Source organism: Rhizobium aouanii (assembly GCF_037002925.1).
GTDB classification, from domain to species: domain Bacteria; phylum Pseudomonadota; class Alphaproteobacteria; order Rhizobiales; family Rhizobiaceae; genus Rhizobium; species Rhizobium aouanii.
Window position 1 is genome coordinate 240,791 of sequence record NZ_JBAMYD010000010.1, and the last position, 23,355, is coordinate 264,145.

The 23,355-nt window shown below is 61.6% G+C and carries 25 protein-coding genes and 1 tRNA gene; 13 read left to right on the forward strand and 13 right to left on the reverse strand.

The annotated features are described in order from the left end of the window. Positions 1 to 16: 16 nt before the first annotated feature. The 8 genes from ffh to V8P77_RS19330 all read left to right on the forward strand — a co-directional run bounded on the left by ffh (position 17) and on the right by V8P77_RS19330 (position 6,305). On the forward strand, positions 17 to 1,603 hold the full coding sequence (ffh, locus tag V8P77_RS19295) for a signal recognition particle protein (protein ID WP_335913823.1): 1,587 nt from the start codon (positions 17 to 19) through the stop codon (positions 1,601 to 1,603). A 16-nt stretch (positions 1,604 to 1,619) separates the two neighbouring features. Further along, positions 1,620 to 1,940: a chorismate mutase gene (locus V8P77_RS19300; protein ID WP_335913824.1), complete on the forward strand. Its 321-nt coding sequence runs from the start codon at positions 1,620 to 1,622 to the stop codon at positions 1,938 to 1,940. Between the two features lie 48 nt (positions 1,941 to 1,988). Continuing rightward, positions 1,989 to 2,360: a 30S ribosomal protein S16 gene (gene rpsP / locus V8P77_RS19305; protein WP_003543667.1), complete on the forward strand. Its 372-nt coding sequence runs from the start codon at positions 1,989 to 1,991 to the stop codon at positions 2,358 to 2,360. Between the two features lie 113 nt (positions 2,361 to 2,473). Beyond that, positions 2,474 to 3,043 carry a ribosome maturation factor RimM gene (rimM, locus tag V8P77_RS19310; RefSeq protein WP_026158926.1) on the forward strand — a complete coding sequence of 190 codons (570 nt, stop codon included), beginning with the start codon at positions 2,474 to 2,476 and terminating at the stop codon, positions 3,041 to 3,043. After that, positions 3,043 to 3,744 carry a tRNA (guanosine(37)-N1)-methyltransferase TrmD gene (gene trmD, locus V8P77_RS19315; protein ID WP_222420498.1) on the forward strand — a complete coding sequence of 234 codons (702 nt, stop codon included), beginning with the start codon at positions 3,043 to 3,045 and terminating at the stop codon, positions 3,742 to 3,744. Before rimM ends, trmD begins: the two co-directional genes overlap by 1 nt. 214 nt (positions 3,745 to 3,958) lie before the next feature. Beyond that, positions 3,959 to 4,513 carry a 50S ribosomal protein L19 gene (rplS, locus tag V8P77_RS19320; protein WP_033181895.1) on the forward strand — a complete coding sequence of 185 codons (555 nt, stop codon included), beginning with the start codon at positions 3,959 to 3,961 and terminating at the stop codon, positions 4,511 to 4,513. A gap of 165 nt (positions 4,514 to 4,678) precedes the next feature. After that, a complete protein-coding gene (locus V8P77_RS19325) occupies positions 4,679 to 5,476 on the forward strand; it encodes a basic amino acid ABC transporter substrate-binding protein (RefSeq protein WP_335913825.1) in 798 nt (265 codons plus the stop codon). Positions 5,477 to 5,492: 16 nt separating this feature from the next. Next, a complete protein-coding gene (locus V8P77_RS19330; protein WP_335913826.1) occupies positions 5,493 to 6,305 on the forward strand; it encodes an amino acid ABC transporter permease in 813 nt (270 codons plus the stop codon). Between the two features lie 4 nt (positions 6,306 to 6,309). Here V8P77_RS19330 and V8P77_RS19335 read toward each other — a convergent pair whose 3' ends face one another. Then, complete coding sequence (locus V8P77_RS19335) at positions 6,310 to 6,549, reverse strand: hypothetical protein (protein ID WP_335913851.1); 240 nt, start codon at positions 6,547 to 6,549, stop codon at positions 6,310 to 6,312. A gap of 42 nt (positions 6,550 to 6,591) precedes the next feature. On the opposite strand from V8P77_RS19335, the gene leuC reads away from it, so the two are divergent. Beyond that, positions 6,592 to 8,001: a 3-isopropylmalate dehydratase large subunit gene (gene leuC / locus V8P77_RS19340; protein ID WP_020052055.1), complete on the forward strand. Its 1,410-nt coding sequence runs from the start codon at positions 6,592 to 6,594 to the stop codon at positions 7,999 to 8,001. A 159-nt stretch (positions 8,002 to 8,160) separates the two neighbouring features. Here the strand turns inward: leuC and V8P77_RS19345 are convergent, their stop codons facing one another. Beyond that, complete coding sequence (locus tag V8P77_RS19345; protein WP_335913827.1) at positions 8,161 to 8,991, reverse strand: aldo/keto reductase; 831 nt, start codon at positions 8,989 to 8,991, stop codon at positions 8,161 to 8,163. Positions 8,992 to 9,123: 132 nt separating this feature from the next. Further along, positions 9,124 to 9,645 (reverse strand): L,D-transpeptidase family protein, encoded by a 522-nt coding sequence (locus V8P77_RS19350; protein WP_335913849.1) that lies wholly within the window; start codon positions 9,643 to 9,645, stop codon positions 9,124 to 9,126. A gap of 167 nt (positions 9,646 to 9,812) precedes the next feature. On the opposite strand from V8P77_RS19350, the gene V8P77_RS19355 reads away from it, so the two are divergent. Together V8P77_RS19355 and V8P77_RS19360 are read left to right on the forward strand one after the other, a co-directional pair. Next, entirely contained in the window at positions 9,813 to 10,496 is a 684-nt protein-coding gene (locus V8P77_RS19355) for a response regulator transcription factor (protein ID WP_025396360.1), read from the forward strand. 113 nt (positions 10,497 to 10,609) lie between these two features. Continuing rightward, entirely contained in the window at positions 10,610 to 11,065 is a 456-nt protein-coding gene (locus V8P77_RS19360; protein WP_168346056.1) for a cyclic nucleotide-binding domain-containing protein, read from the forward strand. Between the two features lie 45 nt (positions 11,066 to 11,110). On the opposite strand, the gene V8P77_RS19365 is transcribed toward V8P77_RS19360, so the two are convergent. From V8P77_RS19365 to tesB, 6 genes are all read right to left on the reverse strand, one after another. Then, positions 11,111 to 11,914: an exodeoxyribonuclease III gene (locus V8P77_RS19365; protein WP_335913828.1), complete on the reverse strand. Its 804-nt coding sequence runs from the start codon at positions 11,912 to 11,914 to the stop codon at positions 11,111 to 11,113. Between the two features lie 143 nt (positions 11,915 to 12,057). Then, positions 12,058 to 12,726: an outer membrane lipoprotein carrier protein LolA gene (locus tag V8P77_RS19370; protein ID WP_062941343.1), complete on the reverse strand. Its 669-nt coding sequence runs from the start codon at positions 12,724 to 12,726 to the stop codon at positions 12,058 to 12,060. Between the two features lie 142 nt (positions 12,727 to 12,868). Next, complete coding sequence (locus tag V8P77_RS19375) at positions 12,869 to 15,565, reverse strand: DNA translocase FtsK (RefSeq protein ID WP_335913829.1); 2,697 nt, start codon at positions 15,563 to 15,565, stop codon at positions 12,869 to 12,871. A gap of 251 nt (positions 15,566 to 15,816) precedes the next feature. After that, a complete protein-coding gene (locus tag V8P77_RS19380; protein ID WP_335913830.1) occupies positions 15,817 to 17,244 on the reverse strand; it encodes an ammonium transporter in 1,428 nt (475 codons plus the stop codon). Between the two features lie 27 nt (positions 17,245 to 17,271). Beyond that, positions 17,272 to 17,622, reverse strand: coding sequence for a P-II family nitrogen regulator (locus V8P77_RS19385; protein ID WP_017962468.1), 351 nt, complete (start codon positions 17,620 to 17,622; stop codon positions 17,272 to 17,274). 210 nt (positions 17,623 to 17,832) lie between these two features. Beyond that, a complete protein-coding gene (tesB, locus tag V8P77_RS19390; RefSeq protein WP_335913831.1) occupies positions 17,833 to 18,717 on the reverse strand; it encodes an acyl-CoA thioesterase II in 885 nt (294 codons plus the stop codon). Positions 18,718 to 18,801: 84 nt separating this feature from the next. Between tesB and V8P77_RS19395 the strand changes: the two genes are divergently transcribed. After that, positions 18,802 to 20,016 carry a ubiquinone biosynthesis hydroxylase gene (locus tag V8P77_RS19395; RefSeq protein ID WP_335913832.1) on the forward strand — a complete coding sequence of 405 codons (1,215 nt, stop codon included), beginning with the start codon at positions 18,802 to 18,804 and terminating at the stop codon, positions 20,014 to 20,016. Between the two features lie 67 nt (positions 20,017 to 20,083). Here V8P77_RS19395 and V8P77_RS19400 read toward each other — a convergent pair whose 3' ends face one another. From V8P77_RS19400 to V8P77_RS19415, 4 genes are all read right to left on the reverse strand, one after another. Next, the gene (locus V8P77_RS19400) at positions 20,084 to 20,272 is read right to left on the reverse strand and encodes a Trm112 family protein (RefSeq protein ID WP_017962471.1); all 189 of its coding nucleotides are present in this window, start codon (positions 20,270 to 20,272) and stop codon (positions 20,084 to 20,086) included. 9 nt (positions 20,273 to 20,281) lie between these two features. Further along, a complete protein-coding gene (locus V8P77_RS19405) occupies positions 20,282 to 20,968 on the reverse strand; it encodes an LON peptidase substrate-binding domain-containing protein (protein ID WP_335913850.1) in 687 nt (228 codons plus the stop codon). A gap of 279 nt (positions 20,969 to 21,247) precedes the next feature. Beyond that, positions 21,248 to 22,222, reverse strand: coding sequence for a thioredoxin (gene trxA, locus V8P77_RS19410; RefSeq protein ID WP_335913833.1), 975 nt, complete (start codon positions 22,220 to 22,222; stop codon positions 21,248 to 21,250). A gap of 160 nt (positions 22,223 to 22,382) precedes the next feature. Then, positions 22,383 to 22,892, reverse strand: coding sequence for a prolyl-tRNA synthetase associated domain-containing protein (locus tag V8P77_RS19415; protein ID WP_335913834.1), 510 nt, complete (start codon positions 22,890 to 22,892; stop codon positions 22,383 to 22,385). Positions 22,893 to 23,148: 256 nt separating this feature from the next. Here V8P77_RS19415 and V8P77_RS19420 point away from each other — a divergent pair. Further along, positions 23,149 to 23,223 (forward strand) — tRNA-Gly (locus tag V8P77_RS19420). Positions 23,224 to 23,355: the final 132 nt, after the last annotated feature.

Below are 23,355 nucleotides of genomic sequence, written 5' to 3' on the forward strand. Positions count from 1 at the left end.
TATCAAGGAAGAGCCGATGTTTGAAAACCTCCAGGACCGTCTTGGATCCATTCTGAATGGACTGACAGGCCGTGGCGCGCTTTCGGAAGCCGATGTTTCCGCAGCGCTGCGCGAGGTTCGCCGTGCGTTGCTGGAGGCCGATGTCGCGCTCGACGTCGTGCGTTCCTTCACCGACCGCGTGCGTGAGAAGGCCGTCGGTGCCGAGATTTTGAAGTCGATCAAGCCCGGCCAGATGGTCGTCAAGATCGTGCATGACGAACTGATCGAGATGCTGGGCGGCGAAGGCGTTGGCGTCGACCTTCATGCCGCTGCCCCTGTCGTCATCATGATGGTCGGCCTGCAGGGCTCCGGCAAGACGACGACGTCGGCGAAGATCGCCCATCGCCTGTCGACGCGCGAGAAGAAGAAGGTGCTGATGGCGTCGCTCGACACGCGCCGTCCGGCAGCCCAGGAGCAGCTTCGCCAGCTCGGCGCGCAGGTCAATATCGACACGCTGCCTGTTATATCAGGCCAGTCGCCGACGGATATCGCCGCCCGCGCCGTGCAGGCGGCCAAGCTCGGCGGCCATGATGTCGTCATCCTCGATACCGCCGGCCGCACGCATATCGACGAGCCCTTGATGGTCGAGATGGCCGACATCAAGAAGCGGTCGAACCCGCATGAAATCCTGCTGGTTGCCGATAGCCTCACCGGCCAGGACGCCGTCAACCTTGCCCGCAGTTTCGACGAACGCGTCGGCATCACCGGTCTGGTGCTGACCCGCATGGACGGCGATGGCCGCGGCGGTGCCGCCCTTTCGATGCGCGCCGTCACCGGCAAGCCGATCAAGCTGATCGGCGTCGGCGAGAAGATGAGCGAGCTGGAGGAATTCCATCCCCGCCGCATCGCCGACCGTATCCTTGGCATGGGCGACATCGTCTCGCTCGTCGAGCGCGCGGCGGAGAACATCGACGCCGAGAAGGCGGCGGCCATGGCCGCCAAGATGGCCAAGGGCAAGTTCGATCTCGACGATCTCGCCGACCAATTGCGCCAGATGCAGAAGATGGGCGGCATGGGCGGTATCATGGGCATGATGCCCGGCATGGCCGGCATGAAGGACAAGATGGCCGCAGCCGGCCTCGACGACAAGCTTTTCGGCCGCCAGATCGCCATCATCCAGTCGATGACCAAGGCCGAGCGCACCAATCCCGACCTGCTCAAGCATTCGCGCAAGAAGCGCATCGCCGCCGGCTCCGGCACCGATGCCGCCGCCATCAACAAGCTTCTGAAGATGCACCGCCAGATGGCGGACATGATGAAGATGATGGGCGGCAAGGGCAAAGGCGGCATGATGAAGCAGATGATGGGCGGCCTTGCCGGCAAGATGGGGCTCGGCGGCGGCATGGGCGGCATGGGTGGCGGCATGCCCGATCTCTCGAATATCGATCCCCGGCAGCTCGAGGCCTTGCAGAAGCAGGCGGAAGCAGCGGGGCTTGGAAAACCGGGTGGGGGCATGCCCGGTCTCGGCGGTCTGCCGGGTGGATTGTCCGGCCTCGGCGGCGCCAAGCTGCCGGGCCCTGGCGGTGGTTTCCCGGGATTGCCCGGATTGCCGAAGAAGAAGTGAAAGGATCGTTTGCCCCATGATTGATCCAAACGTCAAAACCCAGCTCGCGAGCTATCGTCAGTCGATCGACAATATCGATGCCGCTCTCGTGCACATGCTGGCCGAACGCTTCCGCTGCACCAAAGAGGTCGGCGTGCTGAAGGCCAAATACAATTTGCCGCCGGCCGACCCGGCACGCGAGGAATACCAGATCGAACGCCTTCGCCAGCTGGCGAAAGCCGCCAATCTGGACCCGGATTTCGCCGAGAAGTTCCTGAACTTCGTCATCAAGGAAGTCATCCGGCATCATGAGCAGATCGCTGCGGATCACGCTGAACAAAGCGCTGCAGCCCGATAACCGTACCGCTCGAGAAAGCGGTCAAGAAAAGCCCAAGGAGTAAAGAACATGGCACTGAAAATTCGTCTCGCCCGCGGTGGTTCCAAGAAGCGCCCCTATTACCACGTCGTTCTCGCCGATGCGCGCAGCCCGCGTGACGGCCGCTTCCTCGAAAACCTCGGTTCCTGGAACCCGATGCTTGCCAAGGACGATGAGAAGCGCGTTCAGCTGAACGCCGAGCGCATCAAGCACTGGATCGAACACGGCGCTCAGCCGACCGACCGCGTTCTGCGCTTCCTCGATGAGGCAGGCGTTGCCAAGCGCGAAGTCAAGAACAACCCGGTCAAGGCAAAGCCCGGCAAGCGCGCCCAGGAACGCGCCGCCGAAAAGGCTCAGAAGGTCGCCGACGCTGCGGCTGCTGCTGCCGACGCCGCGGAATAATCGCGACATTCCCTTCGAGCGGGCGGCATGGCGACATGCCGCCCGTTTTCGTTTCCAATCGCACGCACTTCGTTTATGAGAAACCTGTCTTTCGGCTTCACATGAAGGAACCCATGACCAAGCTTGAAAACCCCGTTCTGATGGCGACGATCGGTGGCGCGCAAGGCCTCCGGGGCGAGGTGCGCGCCAAGGCCTATACGGCCGATCCCGGCGCGCTTGGCGACTACGGCCATCTGCACAGCATGGACGGCCGTAGCTTCGAAGTCCTCGAAATCCGCGAGATGAAGAATGTCGTCGTCGTCCGTTTCCGCGGCGTCAACGACCGCAATGCCGCCGAGGCCCTGAACGGGCTTGAGCTCTATATCGAGCGGGACAACCTGCCGGACGAGGAGCTGGACGAAGACGAGTTCTACTATGCCGATCTCGAAGGGCTCGAGGCGCGCGACGACAAGGGCGTCAGCTATGGCACGGTCACCGGCGTCTTCGATTTCGGCGCTGGCGACCTGCTGGAACTCAAAGGTCCGGGCAAGCGCCCGGTACTGATCCCCTTCTCCGAAGCCTCGGTGCTGGAGATCGACCTCGAGGCCGGCACGCTGCTGATCGATCCGCTGGCGGCGGGGCTGGTCGACGATCCCGAAGAGCTTTCGAAATTCACTCCCGACAAGCCGAAAAAGAAGAAGTAATGGCGTTCCGGGCGAGCGTGCTGACACTTTATCCGGAGATGTTTCCGGGGCATCTGGGCTTCTCGCTCGCCGGCAAGGCGATGGAGCGGGGGCAATGGTCGCTGGACACGGTTCAGATCCGCGACTTCGCCACCGACAGACACCGCACCGTTGACGACACCCCGGCCGGCGGCGGCGCCGGCATGGTGCTGAAACCCGACATTCTCGCCCGCGCGATCGACAGCGCCTCGGAAAACGATACCCGCCCGCGGCTGCTGATGAGCCCGCGCGGCCGGCCGCTGACGCAGCAGCGTGTGCGCGAGCTCGCCGCAGGCGACGGTGTCATCATCGTCTGCGGCCGCTTCGAAGGCGTCGACCAGCGGGTGATCGAGGCGCGCGGACTGGAAGAGGTTTCGATCGGCGACTACGTCCTGTCAGGCGGCGAGCCGGCGGCGCTGATCGTGCTCGATGCCATCGTCCGTATCTTGCCCGGTGTCATGGGCAACGATCTTTCCGGCCTGCACGAAAGCTTCGAAGGCGGACTGCTGGAACATCCGCATTACACCCGCCCGCAGGAATGGGAAGGCCGGGAAATCCCCGCGATCCTCACCTCGGGCAACCATGGCGCCATCGAGAAATGGCGGCATCAGGAAGCGGTGCGGCTGACGCGGGAGCGCCGGCCGGATCTGCTTGAAGAGGCCAAAAGCAAGAAAAACGGCTGATTTCGCAGCCCTTTTCACAAAAATGCCGTCCAAGGGATGACAGGCCCTGGCCTTTCGTGTATTGGCGCACGCGGAAATGGGGTTTATCCCCGTCTGCCAGCAAACAAAGAATGGCGAATCCGCTCCCGCCCTTGACGGGCAAAGTCCTGAGGCCAGTTCCGAAGGATCAGTGTTGAGCGCTCTGGCTGTTTCAGAAGAACCAAAGGTTAAGACGATGAACATCATTCAGCAGCTTGAGGCCGAACAGGCCGCCAAGATCGAAGCCAAGCGCACGCTTCCCGAATTTTCCCCGGGCGACACCGTCCGCGTCAACGTGAAGGTCACGGAAGGCACCCGTACCCGCGTTCAGGCCTATGAAGGCGTCTGCATCGCCCGCTCCGGCGGCGGCCTGCAGGAAAACTTCACGGTCCGCAAGATCTCCTACGGCGAAGGCGTCGAGCGCGTATTCCCGATCTACTCGCCGATGATCGAAAGCGTCGACGTCGTTCGCCGCGGTAAGGTCCGTCGCGCCAAGCTCTATTACCTGCGCGACCGTCGCGGCAAGTCTGCCCGTATCGTTGAAGACACCGGCGTTCGCGCCCGCAAGCTCAACGACGCCGAGCGCGCCGCCATTGCCGAGGAAAAGGCACGCATCGAAGCTGAAAAGGTTGCAGCAGCCCAAGCGCTCGCCGCCGAGAAGGCAGCAGCAGAAGCTGCGGAAGCCAAAGCCGCTGCTGAAAAGGCCGCCGCAGAAGCAGCCGCCGCTGCAGCGGAACCGGCAGCAGAATAAGATCTGCGCCACGCAAAATTCTTTGCTTGAAGCAAAATTCTTTCGCTTGGAAAGGCGGCCTTCGGGTCGCCTTTTCTATTTTTTGCTTCGGTGCGCAGCCGGCGGCCTTGCCTCAGGCCTATCTTCCGTGACAGTTTTTGCCGTTCAATTTTGGGGAACCGTTCAATGTTGTTTCGTCGTACCGTTCTTGCGAGCTTCGCCGCCCTTGCTCTTCTGCCCCTGGCCACGTCGGCCGCCGAACTGCCCGATCTCGGCGGCAAGAGCGTCGTCGTCGTCACCGAGAATGCCTATCCGCCGCTGCAATTCGTCGATCCGAAATCCGGCAAGGCGATCGGCTGGGAATATGATGCGATGAACGAGATCGCCAAGCGGCTGAATTTCAAGGTCGAATACCAGAACACCAGCTGGGACGCGATGATCCAGGCGGTTTCCGATGGCCAGTACAACATCGGCATGACCGGCATCACCATCAAGGACGACCGCAAGCAGAAGGTGGACTTCTCCGATCCCTATATGCGCTCGCAGCAGTTCATGCTGGTGCGCGGCGATGAGAAACGCTTCACCGACGCCAAGTCCTTCGGCGAATTCAAGGATGGCCTGGTCGGCGCGCAGCCCGGGACCACGCCCTTCTACACCGCCGTCTATGAAGTGCTTGATGGCAACGAGCAGAACCCGCGCATCAAGCTCTTCGAAACCTTCGGCGCCACCGTGCAGGCCCTGAAGGCCGGCGATGTCGACGTCGTGCTGACCGACGGCACCGCCGGCAAGGGCTATGTCGACGCCTCGAACGGTGCCCTCAAGCTGATCGGCGAACCGCTCGGCACCGAAGATTTCGGCTTCATCTTCCCGAAAGGGTCCGACCTCGTCGCCCCGGTCAATGCCGCCATCGCCGCACTCAAGGCCGACGGCACGCTGGATGGGCTGAACAAGAAGTGGTTCCTCGACTACAAGATGGGCGAATGACGCCGGCAATTCGCTGATGGCCCTGCGACCATCTCCAGACAGATACGTCAAGGACGACTATCCGTGGTGGCTGATCGCCCTTGTTGCGATCGGCATCGTGCTTGCCGCCGTCATCGTCGCCAACGATATCTATGCCCAGGTCTTCCGCACCGTCGTCAACGGTGTCGGCGTCACCGTCTTCGTCACGCTGATCGCCTTCGTGTTCGCCACCGTGCTCGGCCTCGGCATCTGCCTGCTCGGCATGGCCGACAGCCAGGTGCTGCGTCAGATCGCGCGATTCTACATCGAGATCATCCGCGGCATACCGATCCTCGTGCTGCTGTTCTACGTCGCCTTCGTCGGCGCGCCGGCTCTGGTCGCAGCCTACAACTTCCTGATTTCGCCGCTGGTGACATCAGGCATGGCCGAGCCCATCCTGGTGCGCGATCTCTCGCTGATGTGGCGAGCGATCATCGCGCTGACGGTCGGTTATTCCTCCTTCATCGCCGAAATCTTCCGGGCCGGTTTCCAGTCGGTCGATATCGGCCAGATCGAGGCGGCCAAGGCGCTTGGCCTGTCGCGCTACCGGCGCTTCCGCTCCGTCGTCTTCCCGCAGGCGATCCGGGTGATCTTCCCGCCGCTCTCCAACGATTTCGTCTCGATGGTGAAGGACAGCTCGCTCGTCTCCGTGCTCGGCGTCGCCGACATCACCCAGATGGGCAAGGTCTATGCCGCCGGCTCCTTCCGCTTCTTCGAGACCTATTCGATCGTCACCTATATCTATCTGATCCTGACGATCGGCCTGTCGCTGGCGCTGCGGCGGACGGAGAAATGGATGAAGTCGCGGTAAGCGATCAAATCCCAGCCGCGCCGCTGATTGGCTGCAGAGTGTCTGCTGATGATTCAAATTGAAGCCGCCGCGAAAAATCGCTATATGCAGGGCCATGGAATCCAAGTTCAGATGCATTGGTGCGCATATTTTCGTGCTGCAGGACCATTATCGCCTGCCGGCGCGGTTTTTTGCGTGCGTGTCCGGTGCGCTCAACAGCCGACTTCGTTGATCGAATGACGGCCGGCGGAGCCTGATCCGCCATTTCTCGATTTTCCAAAGCTTCCAAATAAACGGACTTTACGCCATGAGCGCACCGCGTACCCTCTACGACAAGATCTGGGACGATCATCTGGTCGACGAACAGGCAGACGGCACCTGTCTTCTCTACATCGACCGCCATCTGGTCCACGAAGTCACCTCACCGCAGGCTTTCGAAGGCCTGCGCATGACCGGTCGCAAGGTTCGCGCGCCGGAAAAGACGCTCGCCGTCGTCGACCATAATGTTCCGACCTCGCCCGACCGCCATCTCGGCATCAAGAACGAGGAAAGCCGCATCCAGGTGGAAGCGCTGGCGACCAATGCCGCCGAATTCGGTGTCGAATATTATTCGGCAAGCGACAAGCGCCAGGGCATCGTCCACATTGTCGGTCCGGAACAGGGCTTCACCCTGCCCGGCATGACCATCGTGTGCGGCGACAGCCATACCTCGACGCACGGCGCCTTCGGCGCGCTGGCGCACGGCATCGGCACCTCCGAGGTCGAGCATGTGCTGGCGACCCAGACGCTGATCCAGAAGAAGGCGAAGAACATGCTGGTGCGGGTCGACGGCGTGCTTCCGCCGCACGTCACCGCCAAGGACATCATCCTTGCCATCATCGGCGAGATCGGCACGGCCGGCGGCACCGGCCACGTCATCGAATTTGCCGGCGAAGCGATCCGCGCGCTGTCGATGGAAGGCCGCATGACGATCTGCAACATGACGATCGAGGGCGGCGCCCGCGCCGGTCTGATCGCCCCGGATGAAAAGACCTTCGAGTATATCAAAGGCAAGCCGCGCGCGCCGAAGGGCGAGGCGCTGGAACAGGCGATCGCCTATTGGAAGACCCTGCAGACCGACGAGGGCGCTCATTACGACCGCGTCGTCGTGCTCGACGCCGCCAGCCTGCCGCCGATCGTTTCCTGGGGCTCTTCGCCCGAGGATGTCATCTCCGTCCAGGGCATCGTTCCGAACCCGGATGACATTCCGGACGAAACCAAGCGCACCTCCAAGTGGCGCGCGCTCGACTATATGGGCCTGAAGCCAGGCACGAAGATGACCGACATCACGCTTGACCGCGTTTTCATCGGCTCCTGCACCAACGGCCGCATCGAGGATCTGCGCGAAGTCGCCAAGGTCGTCGAAGGCAAGACGGTTGCCCCAACCGTCGACGCGATGATCGTTCCGGGCTCCGGCCTCGTCAAGGAACAGGCGGAAGCCGAAGGCCTCGACAAGATCTTCAAGGCCGCCGGTTTCGACTGGCGCGAGCCGGGCTGCTCCATGTGTCTTGCGATGAACGACGACCGCCTGAAGCCGGGCGAACGTTGCGCTTCGACCTCGAACCGCAACTTCGAAGGCCGTCAGGGCTTCAAGGGCCGCACGCACCTCGTCTCGCCGGCAATGGCAGCCGCAGCCGCGATCGCCGGGCACTTCGTCGATATCCGCGAGTGGAACTGATCCGTTAAAACGGATAACAATCAAAAGCCCACCGATGCCGCTGCGCATCGGTGGGCTTCACATTTTATGCCGCCCGGCCTCGGTCGCCTTATACAGCGGCCCCGCATGCTGTCTTCTGCGGGACGACCCTTGATTGGCTGGCGGTAATCGAGGCGACGATCAGAAAGTTGCCGTCATCGGATCCGGTCCCATGCGGGCACCGGCGCTGTCGAGCCTGGCGATCGCGGCCATATCGTCGGCATCGAGCTTGAAGTCGAACACCTGGAAATTCTCCTCGATACGCGACGGCGTCACCGATTTCGGGATGACGACGAGGCCGGTGTCGATGTGCCAGCGAATGATGACCTGAGCCGGCGTCTTCTGATGCTTTTTGGCGATCTCGCCGATATCGGCGTTCGAGATGAACTTGCCCTGGCCGAGCGGGCTCCAGGATTCGGTGGCGATACCAAGTTTCTTGTGAACCTCCTGCGCCGCCTTCTGCTGGAAATCGGGATGCAGCTCGATCTGGTTGATGACGGGGACGACGCCGGTTTCGCCGATGATGCGCTCGAGATGTTCAGGATTGAAATTTGACACGCCGATCGAGCGGGCACGGCCCTCTTCCCGAATGCGGACGAAAGCCTTCCACGTCTCGGTATAGAGGCCGCGATGCGGCGACGGCCAGTGAATGAGATAGAGGTCGACATATTCGGAGCCGAGCTTCTTCAGGCTGCCGTCGAAGGCGCGCAGCGTATTGTCATAGCCTTGATCGGTATTCCTGAGCTTGGTGGTGACGAAGATGTCCTTGCGGTCGAGGCCGGAAGAGCGGATGCCTTCGCCGACGCCCTCTTCGTTGTCGTAACCGGAAGCGGTATCGATATGACGATAGCCGGCGGCGATCGCCGTGCGCACGGTGGGAGCTGCAATGTCCTGCGGCGTCTGCCAGACGCCGAGGCCGACCTGCGGAATGGAATGTCCGTCATGGAAAGTGATGATGGGTTGAGCGGTCACAATATATCTCCGGGAGTTTGAAGAATTGGACGAGGCATGAATTGCGCCCGCACCTACGGGGCGTCCCTGAACGCATTTCAGCCCGAGCGTTCGGTCACCGGAAGCATATAGGCGGCCGCATCCGGAAGACAATCAGACGACGCGGACAATCGTTCCCTTTCGAAGGAAAGGCAGGAGGCGGCGCATGTCGCGCAGGCTCACCGCCACGCAGCCCGCCGTCGGCTCGTAGCCCGGCCTGATGAGGTGGAAGAAGATTGCCGAGCCGCGATTGCGTGCACGCGAGGAGATGTTCCAGTCCATCACCAGGCAGATGTCGTAGAGCCCGTCGCCGCGCCGCATCTCCTCGTGACTTGCGCTGAACGGCGCCCGGACGAGGCGGTTGTAGCTGGCACTGCCGGACTGATCGCACCAGAGCATGTCGGGGCGGATGCGGCGGATGGAAAGCGGAGTGACGAGCCGGCCGTTCCGCTCGCCGCGCCGGAAGCCTGATATCAGCTTCATCGAAGCGATCGGCGTGGCGCCGTCGCCCTCTCGTTTCATCACTGTGCGGCCGGAGCGGCCGATCGCGGCGGGCACGGTGATGGCGCCGAGCCGGACGATCGCCCGGCTCTTGCGCCCCGGCGCAGGACGCACCACGATCGTCTGCCGCTTTATCCCCCGCCTCTGCCTTGCTTTTTCCATTTTTCTCGCATGTCGTGCCTTGTCTGGGGCTTCGATTGAAATCATATCGAAACCGACCCGGCAACAGCCCGCTGCCCGATCCTTGCCAAACCAGGAATTTGGCGTAGGACTAGGGGACTTAACACGAGGACGCAAACGGCATGACCGCACGCACCATTCTTCTGGTGGATGACGACGATGACCTTCGACAGACGCTGACGGAGCAATTGTCGCTGTATGAGGAATTCACGGTTCTGCAGGAAGCCAACGCCGGCAAAGGTGTGGCGACCGCCCGCTCGATGCCGATCGACCTGCTGATCATGGATGTCGGCCTGCCCGATATGGACGGCCGCGAGGCGGTGAAGCTGCTGCGCAAGGGCGGTTTCAAGGCGCCGATCATCATGCTGACCGGCCACGATACCGATTCGGACACAATCCTCGGTCTCGAAGCCGGCGCCAACGACTATGTCACCAAACCTTTCCGCTTCGCCGTGCTGCTCGCCCGCATTCGCGTGCAGCTGCGCCAGCATGAGCAGAGCGAGGACGCGACCTTCACCGTCGGCCCCTACCTCTTCAAGCCGAGCCAGAAGTTGCTCACCACCGATAACGGCCAGAAGATCCGGCTGACGGAAAAGGAAGCGGCGATCATCCGCTATCTCTACCGCGCCGAACAGAAGGTCGTTACCCGCGACGTGTTGCTCGAAGAGGTCTGGGGCTATAATTCCGGCGTGACGACGCATACGCTGGAAACCCACGTCTATCGCCTGCGCCAGAAGATCGAGCGCGATCCCTCCAATGCCGAAATCCTCGTCACGGAAAACGGCGGCTACAAGATCATACCCTAGAGCAGTTTCGTTTTTCCGAATCACGGAAGTGCTCTATCTCTTTGTTTTCACGCAATTCCGAACGCAGGACCGCGACGCATTCTGCTGGAATTGCTCTAAGGCGAAAAGCCCGCATGGCGCTGACCGACGACATCCACATGCTCGCGCAGCTTCCTCTGTTCAAGGACATGAGCGAGGATCAGCTGCGGTTGATCGCCTTCGGCGCCGACAGGCGCATGATCGCTGCCGGCCAGATGCTGTTTCGCCAGGGCTCGCCCGCCGAGAGCGCCTATGTCATCCTCAGCGGCAGCCTGGAGCTGAGCGCGACGAGCAGCGACGGCATGCAGAGGACAGAGGGGATCGCCGGTCCCGGAACCCTGGTTTCCGAGCTGGCGCTGGTGACGCTGGTAGAGCGCAAGTTCACCGCGGTAGCGCGCGAAGATACCAGCATCATCCGCATCACCCGGGCGCTGTTCCACCGGCTGATCGAAGAATATCCGGACGCAGCCCGGCTGATCGAGAACCGGATCCGCGATAATCTTGCGGAGCTTGCGGCAAAGGCCGCAAGCCAGTTCTACCGCTTCAACTGATTCAGCCAGGGCACTGCGCGTCCGGAAGAACGCACTGAGTTTGGCTTAGAAATCGAAATGCGCCGTCACCGGTACGTGGTCGGAGGGCCGATCCCAGCCGCGCGCCTCCTTCAGGATTTCTATCCGCTTGAGAAGCGGCCCGAGATCCGACGACGACCAGATATGGTCGAGACGGCGGCCGCGGTCGGCGGCCTCCCAATCCTTGGCGCGGTAGCTCCACCAGGTGTAGAGTTTCTCGCTGGCAGGCACATGCTGGCGGATCAGATCGAGCCAGGCGCCGCGTTTCATCACCTCGAGCAGTCCGTCGGTTTCGACGGGCGTATGGCTGACGATCTTCAGAAGCTGCTTGTGCGACCAGACGTCATGCTCCAGCGGCGCGATGTTGAGGTCGCCCACGAGGATGGCTGAGGTGTTGGCCTCGCCATTGGCTTTCAGCAGCTTCATCTCCTCGATGAAATCGAGCTTGTGGCCGAATTTCCGATTGATCGTGCGATCCGGCTCGTCGCCGCCGGCCGGGACATAGAAATTATGCAGCCGAACGCGACGATTGCCGTGCTCGAAGATCGCCGAGATGTGGCGCGCATCGCCGACGCCGCAATAATCCTGCCGGTGATCCTCGGTCAACGGAATGCGCGAGGCGATCGCCACGCCGTGGTAGCCCTTCTGGCCATGGATGATGATGTGATTGTAGCCCATCGCCCTGAGCGGTGCCGCGGGAAACAGGTCGTTCGTCACCTTGGTTTCCTGCAGGCAGAGGATATCGGGCCTGTGCTTGAGAACGAGCTGCTCGACGATCGGCATGCGCAGCCGCACCGAATTGATGTTCCAGGTGGTGATCGAAAACCCCATGCCCCATACCCTCTCGCGTCCAATGCCCGCATGCCGGCCGAACCGGCTCGACGCGACGCGCTTTCATGAAAGGGCTTTAAAACAAAGGCGGACGCGAGGGAACCGGCCGCTTGTAAAAGGAGCGGCCGATCAACCGAAAAGGTTCAATCGCGCGACTGAGGCGTGCCTGGAATGGTCTCATAGGGCACGCGGAAGACGCGATCGTCGAACTGCATGCCGGTTTTGACGTTGAAGATCATCACCGAGGTGTCCTTGCCCTGATTGTCGGTGATCGTCCACTGCCGCAGGTCGTAGGTCTTCGGGTCGAACATCATGGTGATGGTCGAGTTTCCGAACACCGTATTGTTGCCGAGCGCAATTGTCGTCAGGTCAGACTCTTCCTTCACGCCCTTCACCATGCCGGCCGAAAGGTCGATACGCTGCGCCAGGAGCAGGCTGAGCGGGGTCTTGGAGAGCGGATAGAGATCCCAGGTCTTGAGCTTCGTATTGCCGATGGCGACGTTCTTGCCGTCGGCGATCACCCGCATCGGCGACGGATCGTCATAGTTGAAGCGCAGCTTGCCGGGGCGCTGGATGAAGAACTTGCCGCCGGTCTGTTCGCCGCGCGGGCCGAACTGCACGAATTCGCCCTGCATCGTCGTGACGCCGGAGAAATGATCGGCGATCGCCTGCGCCGTGCCGGAGGCGGGAGCCGCCGCCTGCGCGTAAGCGCCGAAGGGAATGGCGCTCGCTATCGCAGCGACGGCAAAAGCGCCGAGAAGATCGCGGCGCGTTACCGTCAGGCCGGAGAGGAAGGTATCGGAGTGACTCATCTAAATCTCCTTTATGCGATCTGCATGCTGCCGAAAGGCGGCGTCTTCAAGGCGTTGCGATCGGCCTGCGAGAGGTAACGGCTTCGATCCTATCAGGTTTCCGCAAAGCGGCTGGCTGCATCGGATATATAGGCCTGATATGTCAGCGGTCGAGGATGTCGCCTTCGGTCGGAACGAGGATCTCGCGTTTGCCGGCATGGTTGGCTGGACCGATGATGCCCTCCTTCTCCATGCGCTCGACGAGCGAGGCGGCGCGGTTGTAGCCGATGCCGAGTCGGCGCTGCACGTAGGAGGTCGACGCCTTGCCGTCGCGCAGCACGATGGCAACCGCCTGGTCGTAGGGATCTTCCGATTCGGAAAGATTGGAGGTACCGGCCGGACCGCCGCCACCGCCGCCGTAATCACCGTCTTCGTCGTCATCGGCGGTGATCGCATCGAGATATTGCGGCGAACCCTGGGTCTTCAGGTAGGAGACGATCTCTTCCACCTCGACATCCGAAACGAACGGCCCATGCACGCGTTGGATACGCCCGCCGCCCGCCATGTAGAGCATGTCGCCCATGCCGAGCAGCTGCTCGGCGCCCTGTTCGCCGAGAATGGTGCGGCTGTCGATCTTCGAGGTCACCTGGAAGGAGATGCGGGTCGGGAAGTTTGCCTTGATCGTGCCGGTGATGACGTCGACGGACGGACGCTGTGTCGCCATGATCACGTGGATACCGGCCGCACGCGCCATCTGCGCCAGGCGTTGGACGGCGCCTTCGATATCCTTGCCGGCGACCATCATCAGGTCGGCCATCTCGTCGATGATGACGACGATATAGGGCATCGGCCGCAGATCGAATTCTTCGGTCTCGTACATCGCCTCGCCGGTATGGCGGTCGAATCCGGTCTGCACCGTGCGCGAGATGGCCTCGCCCTTCGACAGCGCCTGCTCGACGCGGGTGTTGAAGCCGTCGATGTTGCGGACACCGATCTTCGACATCTTCTTGTAGCGCTCTTCCATCTCGCGCACGGTCCATTTGAGCGCGACGACGGCCTTCTTCGGATCGGTGACGACAGGTGAAAGCAGGTGCGGGATGCCGTCATAGACGGAGAGTTCCAGCATCTTCGGGTCGATCATGATCAGGCGGCACTGTTCCGGCGTCATGCGGTAGAGCAGCGACAGGATCATCGTATTGATGGCGACCGACTTGCCGGAACCGGTGGTGCCGGCGACGAGCAGATGCGGCATCTTGGCAAGATCGGCGATCACGGCTTCGCCGCCGATCGTCTTGCCGAGCGCCATGGCGAGCTTCGCCTTGCTGCCTTCGAAATCCCTGGAGGCGATGAGTTCACGCAGATAGACGGTTTCGCGCGTCTGGTTCGGCAATTCGATGCCGATCGCGTTGCGGCCGGGCACGACGGCGACGCGGGCGGCAATCGCGCTCATCGAGCGGGCGATATCGTCGGCAAGGCCGATGACGCGCGACGACTTGATACCGGGCGCCGGCTCCAGTTCGTAAAGCGTGACGACGGGGCCGGGGCGGACATGGATGATTTCGCCCTTGACGCCGAAATCCTCAAGCACGCCTTCGAGCATGCGGGCATTCTGTTCCAGCGCATCAGCCGAAAGCGTCGAGTCGCGCACGACATTCTTCGGCTCGGCGAGCAGATGCATCGAGGGAAGCTGGAAACCCTCGGGACGGATGAACGAGCCCTGCGCCTCCCGCTCGATGCGGGCGCTGGGTTTCGGACGCGCGACGACGGGGACGACGCGCGGTTCCGGCTTGCCCGCCGTTTTTGCCGGTGCGCGGATCATCCAGTCGTCGTCGTCATCGTCATCGGGCAGGATATCGGCCGGGCGCGGCGGCATGTCGTTATCGAAGGGCAGGTCGTCGTCATTTTCATCATCGTCATCGATGGACATCGACGGCGCGGAGACGATACGCCGCGGCGAAGCCGTTCTTGACCCCATCGATGGCTCCATCGACGGTTCCATGCGCTCGCCGCGGACGGTCGACGCCTTGGCGCGGACGGGTTCGTTCAGCGTGCCGAACTCGTCATCGTTGAAATCATAAGGTGATTCGTAATCGCCCTGGCGCCGCTTGCGCGGCCCCATGCCGAAGAGCCGACGCAGTCGACCCTGGCTCATGAACCAGGCATGCGTCACGGCACCGCTGAGAGCGACCCAGCGGGACTCGTCCTCCTCCTCGTCCTCATCTCCGACGACGCGGGCCTTGCTGCGCGTATCGACGTAATCCTCCTCGATCTCCTCGTCGGCGTCGCTGCGGCCGACGAGCCCCGATGCAAAGAGCATCAGCCAGGCGGTCGGCGCGGCAAAGATGCAGCCGACGACCATGGCGAAGGTGCCCGTCGGATAAGCGCCGACGAAGAGTGCGGGAAAACGCAGGATCATATCGCCGATGACACCGCCGATGCCGTTCGGGATCGGCCAGGTGAGCGGCGGCGGAAAACAGCCGATGACGGCGCATGAAAGCACCGAACCGCCGAACCAGGCGCCAATGCGGGCAGGAATACGGCTGAAGCGGCGGCCCGAGATCAGAGCCAGCGCCCAGGCGACGATCGGCAGCATCGAAACGACGCTGGCAAGGCCGAGGAATTGCATGACGAGATCGGCAAAGGCAGCCCCGCTGTAACCGAGAATATTCGTCGGCAGGTTGGCGGTCGCATAGGAATAGCTCGGATCGGCAACATTCCATGTCGCCAGTGCCGCGACGCAGAACGCCAGCAGCAGAAAGATCGCAAAGCCGATGAGCGCCTGGATCTGCCGCAGCATGAATGCCGAGAAGGAGAACCGATCCGGACGGCCATCCATCGCCGGCGACGTGCTTCTTGCCATGTGTCTAACCCGTCCAATGCCTGAGGACACGCGAATCGCTGAAGCTTCGCCGTGCCAAAATGCGTCCGCTCTACCTAATCAGAGCCGGGTTAAAGCGATGTTAACCATGCATGCCTGGACGACAATTCCGGACAGGGAAATGAAAAAAGGCCCGAACCTTGAAGGGTCCGGGCGAAATGCGGTCTATGGTTAGATAGGCCGTGACGGGCCATGAAGCGGCGCCCTTTTGCCGGGCGCCGCAAACCCTGTGATCAGGAAGAGTGGTAGGCGGCTTCGCCGTGGGTCGAAAGGTCGAGACCTTCGCGTTCGGCTTCGACGGTGACACGCAGGCCGATGACCACGTCGACGATCTTGTAGAGGATCGCCGAACCGATGCCCGACCACAGCAGCGTCGTCAGCACGCCCTTGGCCTGGTTCCAGACCTGGGTTGCCGTGCCGGCATAGGAGGCCGCGAAATCGGCTGTGGAATAATCGACGATGCCAGCACCGCCGAGTGCCGGGTTGACGAGGATGCCGGTGCCGAGAGCGCCGATGATGCCGCCGACGCAATGGACGCCGAAGACATCGAGGCTGTCGTCGTAGTTGAACTTGTTCTTCACGACGTCGACGAAGAAGTAGCAGGCCGGCGAAACGAGGAGGCCGAGAACGATCGAGCCCATCGGGCCGGCAAAGCCTGCCGCCGGGGTGATGGCGACGAGACCGGCAACCGCGCCGGAAGCGCCACCCAGCATGGAAGCCTTGCCGCGGGTGAGGGTTTCGACGATGCACCAGGACACAGCGGCGGCAGCCGCTGCGACGAAGGTGTTGATCATAGCGAGAGAAGCGTAGGCATTGGCTTCGAGGTTGGAGCCGGCATTGAAGCCGAACCAGCCGACCCAGAGCAGCGAGGCGCCGACCATGGTCAGCGTCATCGAATGCGGAGCCATGATTTCCTTCTTATAACCCGTGCGCTTGCCGAGCATGATGGCGCCGACGAGGCCCGCGATACCGGCATTGATGTGAACGACCGTGCCGCCGGCGAAGTCGATTGCGCCGTAGGAGAAGATCAGGCCGGCCGGCGAGGTATAGGAGCTCGGACCGCCCCAGAACCAGACCATATGTGCCATCGGGAAGTAGATGAAGGTGACCCAGAGCACGACGAAGAGCATGACGGCCGAGAACTTGATGCGCTCGGCGAATGCGCCGACGATCAGGCCGGGCGTGATGCAGGCGAACGTCATCTGGAACACGATGAAGGTGTATTCCGGAATGGCGACGCCCTTCGAGAAGGTTTCGACGAGCGACGAGGTGTTGACGCCGGCGAGGAAGGCCTTGGAGAAGCCGCCGACGAAGCTGTTCAGCGAACCGCCGTCGGTGAAGGCGAGCGAATAGCCGTAGGTCACCCAGATCAGCGCCACGACGGCCGTGATCATGAAGACCTGCATCAGCACCGAGAGCATGTTCTTGGCGCGAACGAGACCGCCGTAGAAAAGCGCAAGGCCGGGGATGGTCATCAGAAGGACGAGCGCCGAGGAGACGAGCATCCAGGTATTATCACCCTTGTCCATCGTAAGAGCAGGAGCAGCAGCGGCAGTGGCGGCTGGCGCGGCCTCCTGCGCGAAAGCGACGACCGGCGCGAGAAGCGCGGCTGAAGCTGCGCAAGTCAGCGCAAAGGTGGAAGAAAACTTCGAAATTGACATTGGAAAAAGCTCCTTGATCTGCCGTTCTTACAGCGCTTCTGAATCGGTTTCGCCCGTACGGATGCGCACGGCATGGTCGATCGAATAGACGAAGATCTTGCCGTCACCGATCTGACCGGTCTTGGCCGCTGCCGCGATGGCCTCGACCGCCCTGTCGACGAGTTCCGATGCAACCGCGATTTCGATCTTGAGCTTCGGCAGGAAGCTGACCGCATATTCGGTGCCGCGATAGATTTCGGTATGCCCCTTCTGGCGTCCGTAGCCCTTCACTTCGGTCACGGTCAGCCCCTGAATACCGATCGCCGTAAGAGCTTCGCGGACCTCATCGAGCTTGAACGGCTTGATAATGGCCATCACAATTTTCATCTGGTTTCCCATCCTTCGTTATCCTCGGCGCGGAGCCGACTCTCCTTGCCGCTGACGTTCCTGAACAGCGACCGGCGATACACATTCAAGGGACGTGCCAGATTCGAGGCAAGACGTAACTTATTGAAAAGTAAAGATTATAATGAAGAGTGCCAATAAACAGGCAAATGATTGGCCGACAAGCGCACAAATAACGTGCAAATTTACAAAGTTGCATATTTTTTATTCATTTGCCTTTTTACGAATCAGGCCTTCCTGCGCGACCGACGCGATCAGGCTACCGGACCGTGTAAATAGGCTACCCCGGGTTAATCCTCTGGCGCCTGAAGTCGACGGACTGTCTTGCGTATAAAGCAGCCAGTCGTCGAGTTTGCAGGGTCTGTGGAACCACATCGAGTGATCGAGGCTCGCCACCTGCAGGCTCTGGTCGAAGATGGACGTTCCGTGCGCATAGAGCGACGTATCGAGCAGCGTCATGTCCGAGAGATAGGCAAGCACCGCAGCCTGATAGAGCCGGTCGTCGGGAACCGGGCCGGTGGCGCGCACCCAGACGTCCTGTTTGGGATCGAGCTTCCTGTCGGAAAAATAATGCGTCAGCGAGACGGGACGGATCTCGATCGGCCGCTCACGCTGCCAGTATTTTCGGATCGCTTCCGGCGCGTGCGCGAGATACTGTTCCTTGATCTGCTGCTCGCCGAGCAGCGCTTCCGGCATCTCAACCTCGGGCATCGCGATCTGATGTTCGAAGCCCGGCTCCTCCACCTGGAAGGAGGCCGACAGCGCAAAGATCGCCTTGCCGTGCTGGATGGCGACGACGCGCCGCGTGTTGAAGCTCGACCCGTCGCGGATGCGTTCCGCCTGATAGATGATCGGCACCGTGGGATCGCCGGGGCGCATGAAATACGCATGAAGCGAATGGACGAAACGCTCGCCCTCGATGGTGCGCTGCGCCGCCATTAGCGCCTGACCGATCACCTGGCCGCCGAAGACCCGCTGCCAGCCGACCTTGGGACTGCGGCCGCGGAAGATATCGACCTCGATCGGCTCGAGGTCGAGCGTCGAAAGCAGCGTCTCCATCGCCGAAGGCTCCATCGTCTCACGCGTCATTTTCTCTGTCTCCCGACGGTAGGAAGTGAAGTTGCGATGATCTATATAGAGCACATCTGAGGCACAAGGTACGGGAGCGGCGCGATGCTTGATATGCTGGTTGTGGGCGGGGGTTATGTCGGCCTTTCCGCCGCCGTCGCAGTCAAACAGGCCGCCCCGCATCTGAATGTCGCGGTCGTCGAGGCGGCCCCCGAACATGTCTGGCAAAACGATACGCGCGCTTCCGCCATCATCGCGGCGGCGGCGAAGATGCTCGAAGTCTTCGGTATATGGGACGAGATCGAGCCGGAGGCCCAGCCGATCACCAAGATGATCGTCACCGACTCCAAGACCTCCGATCCCGTGCGTCCGGTGTTTCTGACCTTCGACGGCGAAGTGGCCGAAGGTCGGCCCTTCGCCCACATGATCCCGAATGTCGCAATGGTCGCAGCCCTGCGCGGCGCCTGCGAACGGCTCGGCATCGACATCCGCCACGGGCTTGGCGCTACGGAGCTGAAGACCCACGACACCCATGTCACCGTCACGCTCTCGGACGGTAGCACGCTGGAAACCCGGCTGCTGGTTGCCTGCGACGGCGTGCGCTCGACGTTGCGCGATCTCGCCGGCATCAGGACCGTCACCTGGGACTACGGCCAGTCCGGCATCGTCGCAACAGTCGAACACGAGCGGCCGCATGACGGATGCGCCGAGGAACATTTCCTGCCGGCCGGCCCCTTCGCCATCCTGCCGCTCAAGAACAACCGTTCCTCGCTCGTCTGGGCGGAGCGGACGTCGGATGCCAACCGGCTGGTCGCCGCCGACGACCTGATCTTCGAGGAAGAGCTCGAACGCCGCTTCGGGCACAAGCTTGGGGCGCTGAAGGTTATCGGCGACAAGCGCGCCTTCCCGCTCGGCCTGACGCTCGCCCGCGCCTTCGTCGCGCCGCGTTTCGCGCTGGCCGGCGACGCCGCCCATGGTATCCACCCGATTTCGGGTCAGGGCCTCAATCTCGGCTTCAAGGACGTGGCGGCACTTGCCGAAACCGTGGTGGAAGCCGACCGCCTCGGCCTCGACATCGGCTCGATCAATATCCTCGAGCGCTACCAGACCTGGCGGCGCTTCGACACTTTCCGCATGGGGGTGACGACCGACGTGTTGAACCGGCTCTTCTCCAACGACGCGACGCCGATCCGCATCGCCCGCGACGTCGGCCTTGGCATCGTCGACCAGCTGCCGCGTCTCAAATCCTTCTTCATCGGCCAGGCGGCCGGAACGACGGCAAAGGACAATCCGCGGCTGCTTGCCGGCGAGACGATTTAACCTTTTACGCAATTCCCGGCAAAAGCGCTCGCGCTTTGCCTGGGAAAAGCCGCTTCCCGGAATTGCTTCAATCGTCGAGGCGGCGGGCTTCGGACACCAGCATGATCGGAATGCCGTCGCGGATAGGATAGGCAAGCCGCGCCTTTTCCGAGACGAGCTCATTGTGCTCGCGATCATAGGAAAGCCGCCCCTTGGAGAGCGGGCAGACCAGGAGATCGAGCAGCTTAGGATCGACGCGGCTGAGTTTTTCGTCCATGGCTGAAGTCTACTGCAGAACCGTGTCGGAGTCACCGAAGACACGCGCCAGCACGATTTCGGTGATGGCGATCAGCGTCTCGGCCCGCGTCTTCAGGTCTGGCGCCTCTAGCAGCGCCTGTTTTTCCGCCGGCCCGAAGGGCGACATCATCGCCAGTGAATTGACGAGCGTCAGATTGCTCGCCCGCTCGACGCTCTCCCAATCGGCCTCCAGCTTGTTGGCATCGAGATAGGCCTTGAAGGCGGTCAGAAGCGCTGCGCGGTCGACCGCCTCCTCCTCGTTCTCGGCCGAGAGGTCGGCGAAAAAAGGGGCGATACGGAAGGTACGGAAGGGATCGCTGGTCGCTTTCTCCTCCAGCAGCCGGAAACGGCAGACGCCGGTCAGCGATACGATATAGCGTCCGTCGCCGGTCTCGGCAAAGGAGGTAATGCGGCCGAGGCAACCGACAGCAGCAAGATTGGGCTCGCCGCCCTTATCCTCATGTTCGCCGAGCGCCGGCTGCACCATGCCGATCAGACGGTTTCCTGTCAGTGCCGCATCCAGCATCGCCAGATAGCGCGGCTCGAAAATGTTGAGGGGAAGCTGCCCGGCCGGCAGGAGGAGGGCACCGGTCAGGGGGAAAACAGCGATCGCATCAGGCAGATCGCCCGGCTTCAGGTATCTGGCATTCCCGACTTGCATGAAACCGTCCCGCATTCTTGTAACGGGCATGCCCGTCTTCACGAGAATGTGGTGCCCTCGTCCGAAAACGCAAGGGCAGATGCTCGAACTTACAGCGCCGCGCGTCTTTTTAGACGCGCAAAGGACGCTGTAACACTTTGAATCGCTGCATAATTTGATCCTTAAATCGATTCCGATTTAAGGAATTATGCAGTGGCGAATACCCCGAAAATCAAAATCGCTTTTCGGAAAAGATCATGCACGGATTCAATGCGATAGACCGTCCGTGGCGCGTCCTGTCGGATGCGCGGCGCCCTACGAGAACAGCATCGCCGAAAGCTTGCGGCGCGCTGCAACCGTCGCTGGATCCTTGAAGCCCCAGACCTCGAAGAACTGCAGCAGCTGGCGGCGGGCGCCATCATCGTCGAAGGCACGGTCCTTGCGCATGATCAGCAGCAGATGGTCGGCCGCCTCGTCGCGCCGGCCTTCGACATTGCGGATCTTGGCGAGCTTCAGCCGCGCCTCGTGGTCATCGGGATTGGCGGCCAGTTCACGCTCGAGCGCAACGGGATCGCCGAGCTTGCGGGCCTCCTCGATCTGCTCGAGCTTCATCAGCACGGCCTGGATGCCGGCGTCTTTCGCCAACTCTTCCGGCAGCGCCGTCAGTATTTCGCGCGCCCGCTGATGCTGATTGGCGGCGATCATGCATTCGGCCATGCCGGCAAGCGCCTTGGCATTCTCGGGATCGGCCTGCATCACGGCGCCATAGAGCTGAGCGGCCTCGTTGATATTGCCGGCGGCAAGCAGTTCCGCCGCTTCCTTGAGTACGGCTTCGATTTCGGCCGCCTCGTCGGCGCCGGCCGGACCGGCGATCCGGTCGATGAACTGCTGGATCTGGCTTTCCGGCACCGCGCCCATGAAACCGTCAGCAGGACGGCCGTTGACGAAGGCGATGACGGCGGGGATCGACTGGATGCCGAGCTGGCCGGCGATCGAGGGATGGTCGTCGATATTCATCTTGACCAGCCGGACGCGGCCCTTGGCTTCGTTGATTACCTTTTCCAGTACCGGCGTCAGCTGCTTGCACGGACCGCACCAGGGCGCCCAGAAATCGACCAGCACCGGCTGCTTGCGCGATTCCTCGATGACGTCCTTGGCGAAATTCGCGGTCGTCGTCTCCGTGATGTAGCTGCCGGCCGCAGCCGCGGGTTCCGGCGCAGCACCGAAGCTTGTCGTCGCCGTCATCTGATTTCCGAAGGAACCGTTATAGGGGTTGTCGCTGCCGCTCATAGGTATCTCCCGCCGCGCCGATCCTGCCGGCGTCTTTGCTAAAGCATCTCGCGCAAAACTGTGGTGCGGTTTTGCGATAAAGACATGCGCAAAACCAAAGACTAAAGCGCGGCAAGCGAATCTAAAAGATCGCGACGCGCTTTAGCGCTAAAATCGTATGTCAGGACGTCACTTTCAAGACAAGCGGCTTATGTCCGGTCGCTTCCATGAAACGGATGAGATCGCTGCTCGCAATCGAGGTCGTCGCATCGTTGGATAGCGGATGGCAGTTGACGATCTCGTGCGCCATCAGCTCGGCATCGAGCACGAAAGTGACATTCTCCGCGGTATCGTTGATCGCGCCGAAGGCGGTGACCGCACCCGGAACGACGCCGAGATACTCCATCAGCTTCTCCGGCCTGCCGAAAGAAACCCGACCGGATCCGCCGATGACATTATGCACCTGCTTGAGATCGACGGCAGCATTTTCCTCCACGGTCAGCAGAAAATACCTGTCCTTCTTGTCCTTGATGAAAAGATTCTTGGTGTGGCCGCCGGGGATTTCATCGCGCAGGGCCACCGATTCCGCCACGGTGAAGACCGGCGCATGGTCGACCGTCTTATGGGCGATGCCAAGCCCATCGAGAAACGCAAACAACTTTTCTCTTGTCTTCGGGGCATTTTCGGACATGGGGCAATCCATTGGGCAGGAAGGGAAAAAAGCGAGGCGTCCTGATTAAGTCGGTCCACATCGTTTGGCAATCTTTGCGACCGACGCTTTGCCCCGCATTTGCGGCCTTTCCGCCGGGCCACTGCGAACCCCAGAATTTTTCTTCGCCTCTCCGTCATTTCCCTGTTGCATTTGAAAACCCGTTAGGCCATATAGCGCCGGTCGCCGCGAGGCGGCGCCCACGGTCCAACAACTACCCCGGACCGATGCGGATTGAGCGGGTGTAGCTCAGGGGTAGAGCACAACCTTGCCAAGGTTGGGGTCGAGGGTTCGAATCCCTTCGCCCGCTCCAGTTTCTCCAGATTGCAACCTGAAAAGATGGACAATACGTCCGTCCTGTTCCTTTAAGTCCGGGCCATCCATGCCTTTATGCTGGTCGAGGCAGCTTATTCGTCCTGTGATTCCCGAAAATAACGGTCGATGT

Excerpts from the sequence above, each read along its gene's own strand:
- ffh (WP_335913823.1), top strand. The coding sequence starts at position 17 with ATGTTTGAAAACCTCCAGGACCGTCTTGGATCCATTCTGAATGGACTG.
- V8P77_RS19300 (WP_335913824.1), top strand. The coding sequence starts at position 1,620 with ATGATTGATCCAAACGTCAAAACCCAGCTCGCGAGCTATCGTCAGTCG.
- rpsP (WP_003543667.1), top strand. The coding sequence starts at position 1,989 with ATGGCACTGAAAATTCGTCTCGCCCGCGGTGGTTCCAAGAAGCGCCCC.
- rimM (WP_026158926.1), top strand. The coding sequence starts at position 2,474 with ATGACCAAGCTTGAAAACCCCGTTCTGATGGCGACGATCGGTGGCGCG.
- trmD (WP_222420498.1), top strand. The coding sequence starts at position 3,043 with ATGGCGTTCCGGGCGAGCGTGCTGACACTTTATCCGGAGATGTTTCCG.
- rplS (WP_033181895.1), top strand. The coding sequence starts at position 3,959 with ATGAACATCATTCAGCAGCTTGAGGCCGAACAGGCCGCCAAGATCGAA.
- V8P77_RS19325 (WP_335913825.1), top strand. The coding sequence starts at position 4,679 with ATGTTGTTTCGTCGTACCGTTCTTGCGAGCTTCGCCGCCCTTGCTCTT.
- V8P77_RS19330 (WP_335913826.1), top strand. The coding sequence starts at position 5,493 with ATGGCCCTGCGACCATCTCCAGACAGATACGTCAAGGACGACTATCCG.
- V8P77_RS19335 (WP_335913851.1), bottom strand. The coding sequence starts at position 6,549 with ATGGCGGATCAGGCTCCGCCGGCCGTCATTCGATCAACGAAGTCGGCT.
- leuC (WP_020052055.1), top strand. The coding sequence starts at position 6,592 with ATGAGCGCACCGCGTACCCTCTACGACAAGATCTGGGACGATCATCTG.
- V8P77_RS19355 (WP_025396360.1), top strand. The coding sequence starts at position 9,813 with ATGACCGCACGCACCATTCTTCTGGTGGATGACGACGATGACCTTCGA.
- V8P77_RS19360 (WP_168346056.1), top strand. The coding sequence starts at position 10,610 with ATGGCGCTGACCGACGACATCCACATGCTCGCGCAGCTTCCTCTGTTC.
- V8P77_RS19365 (WP_335913828.1), bottom strand. The coding sequence starts at position 11,914 with ATGGGGTTTTCGATCACCACCTGGAACATCAATTCGGTGCGGCTGCGC.
- V8P77_RS19370 (WP_062941343.1), bottom strand. The coding sequence starts at position 12,726 with ATGAGTCACTCCGATACCTTCCTCTCCGGCCTGACGGTAACGCGCCGC.
- V8P77_RS19375 (WP_335913829.1), bottom strand. The coding sequence starts at position 15,565 with ATGGCAAGAAGCACGTCGCCGGCGATGGATGGCCGTCCGGATCGGTTC.
- V8P77_RS19380 (WP_335913830.1), bottom strand. The coding sequence starts at position 17,244 with ATGTCAATTTCGAAGTTTTCTTCCACCTTTGCGCTGACTTGCGCAGCT.
- V8P77_RS19385 (WP_017962468.1), bottom strand. The coding sequence starts at position 17,622 with ATGGGAAACCAGATGAAAATTGTGATGGCCATTATCAAGCCGTTCAAG.
- tesB (WP_335913831.1), bottom strand. The coding sequence starts at position 18,717 with ATGACGCGTGAGACGATGGAGCCTTCGGCGATGGAGACGCTGCTTTCG.
- V8P77_RS19395 (WP_335913832.1), top strand. The coding sequence starts at position 18,802 with ATGCTTGATATGCTGGTTGTGGGCGGGGGTTATGTCGGCCTTTCCGCC.
- V8P77_RS19400 (WP_017962471.1), bottom strand. The coding sequence starts at position 20,272 with ATGGACGAAAAACTCAGCCGCGTCGATCCTAAGCTGCTCGATCTCCTG.
- V8P77_RS19405 (WP_335913850.1), bottom strand. The coding sequence starts at position 20,968 with ATGCGGGACGGTTTCATGCAAGTCGGGAATGCCAGATACCTGAAGCCG.
- trxA (WP_335913833.1), bottom strand. The coding sequence starts at position 22,222 with ATGAGCGGCAGCGACAACCCCTATAACGGTTCCTTCGGAAATCAGATG.
- V8P77_RS19415 (WP_335913834.1), bottom strand. The coding sequence starts at position 22,892 with ATGTCCGAAAATGCCCCGAAGACAAGAGAAAAGTTGTTTGCGTTTCTC.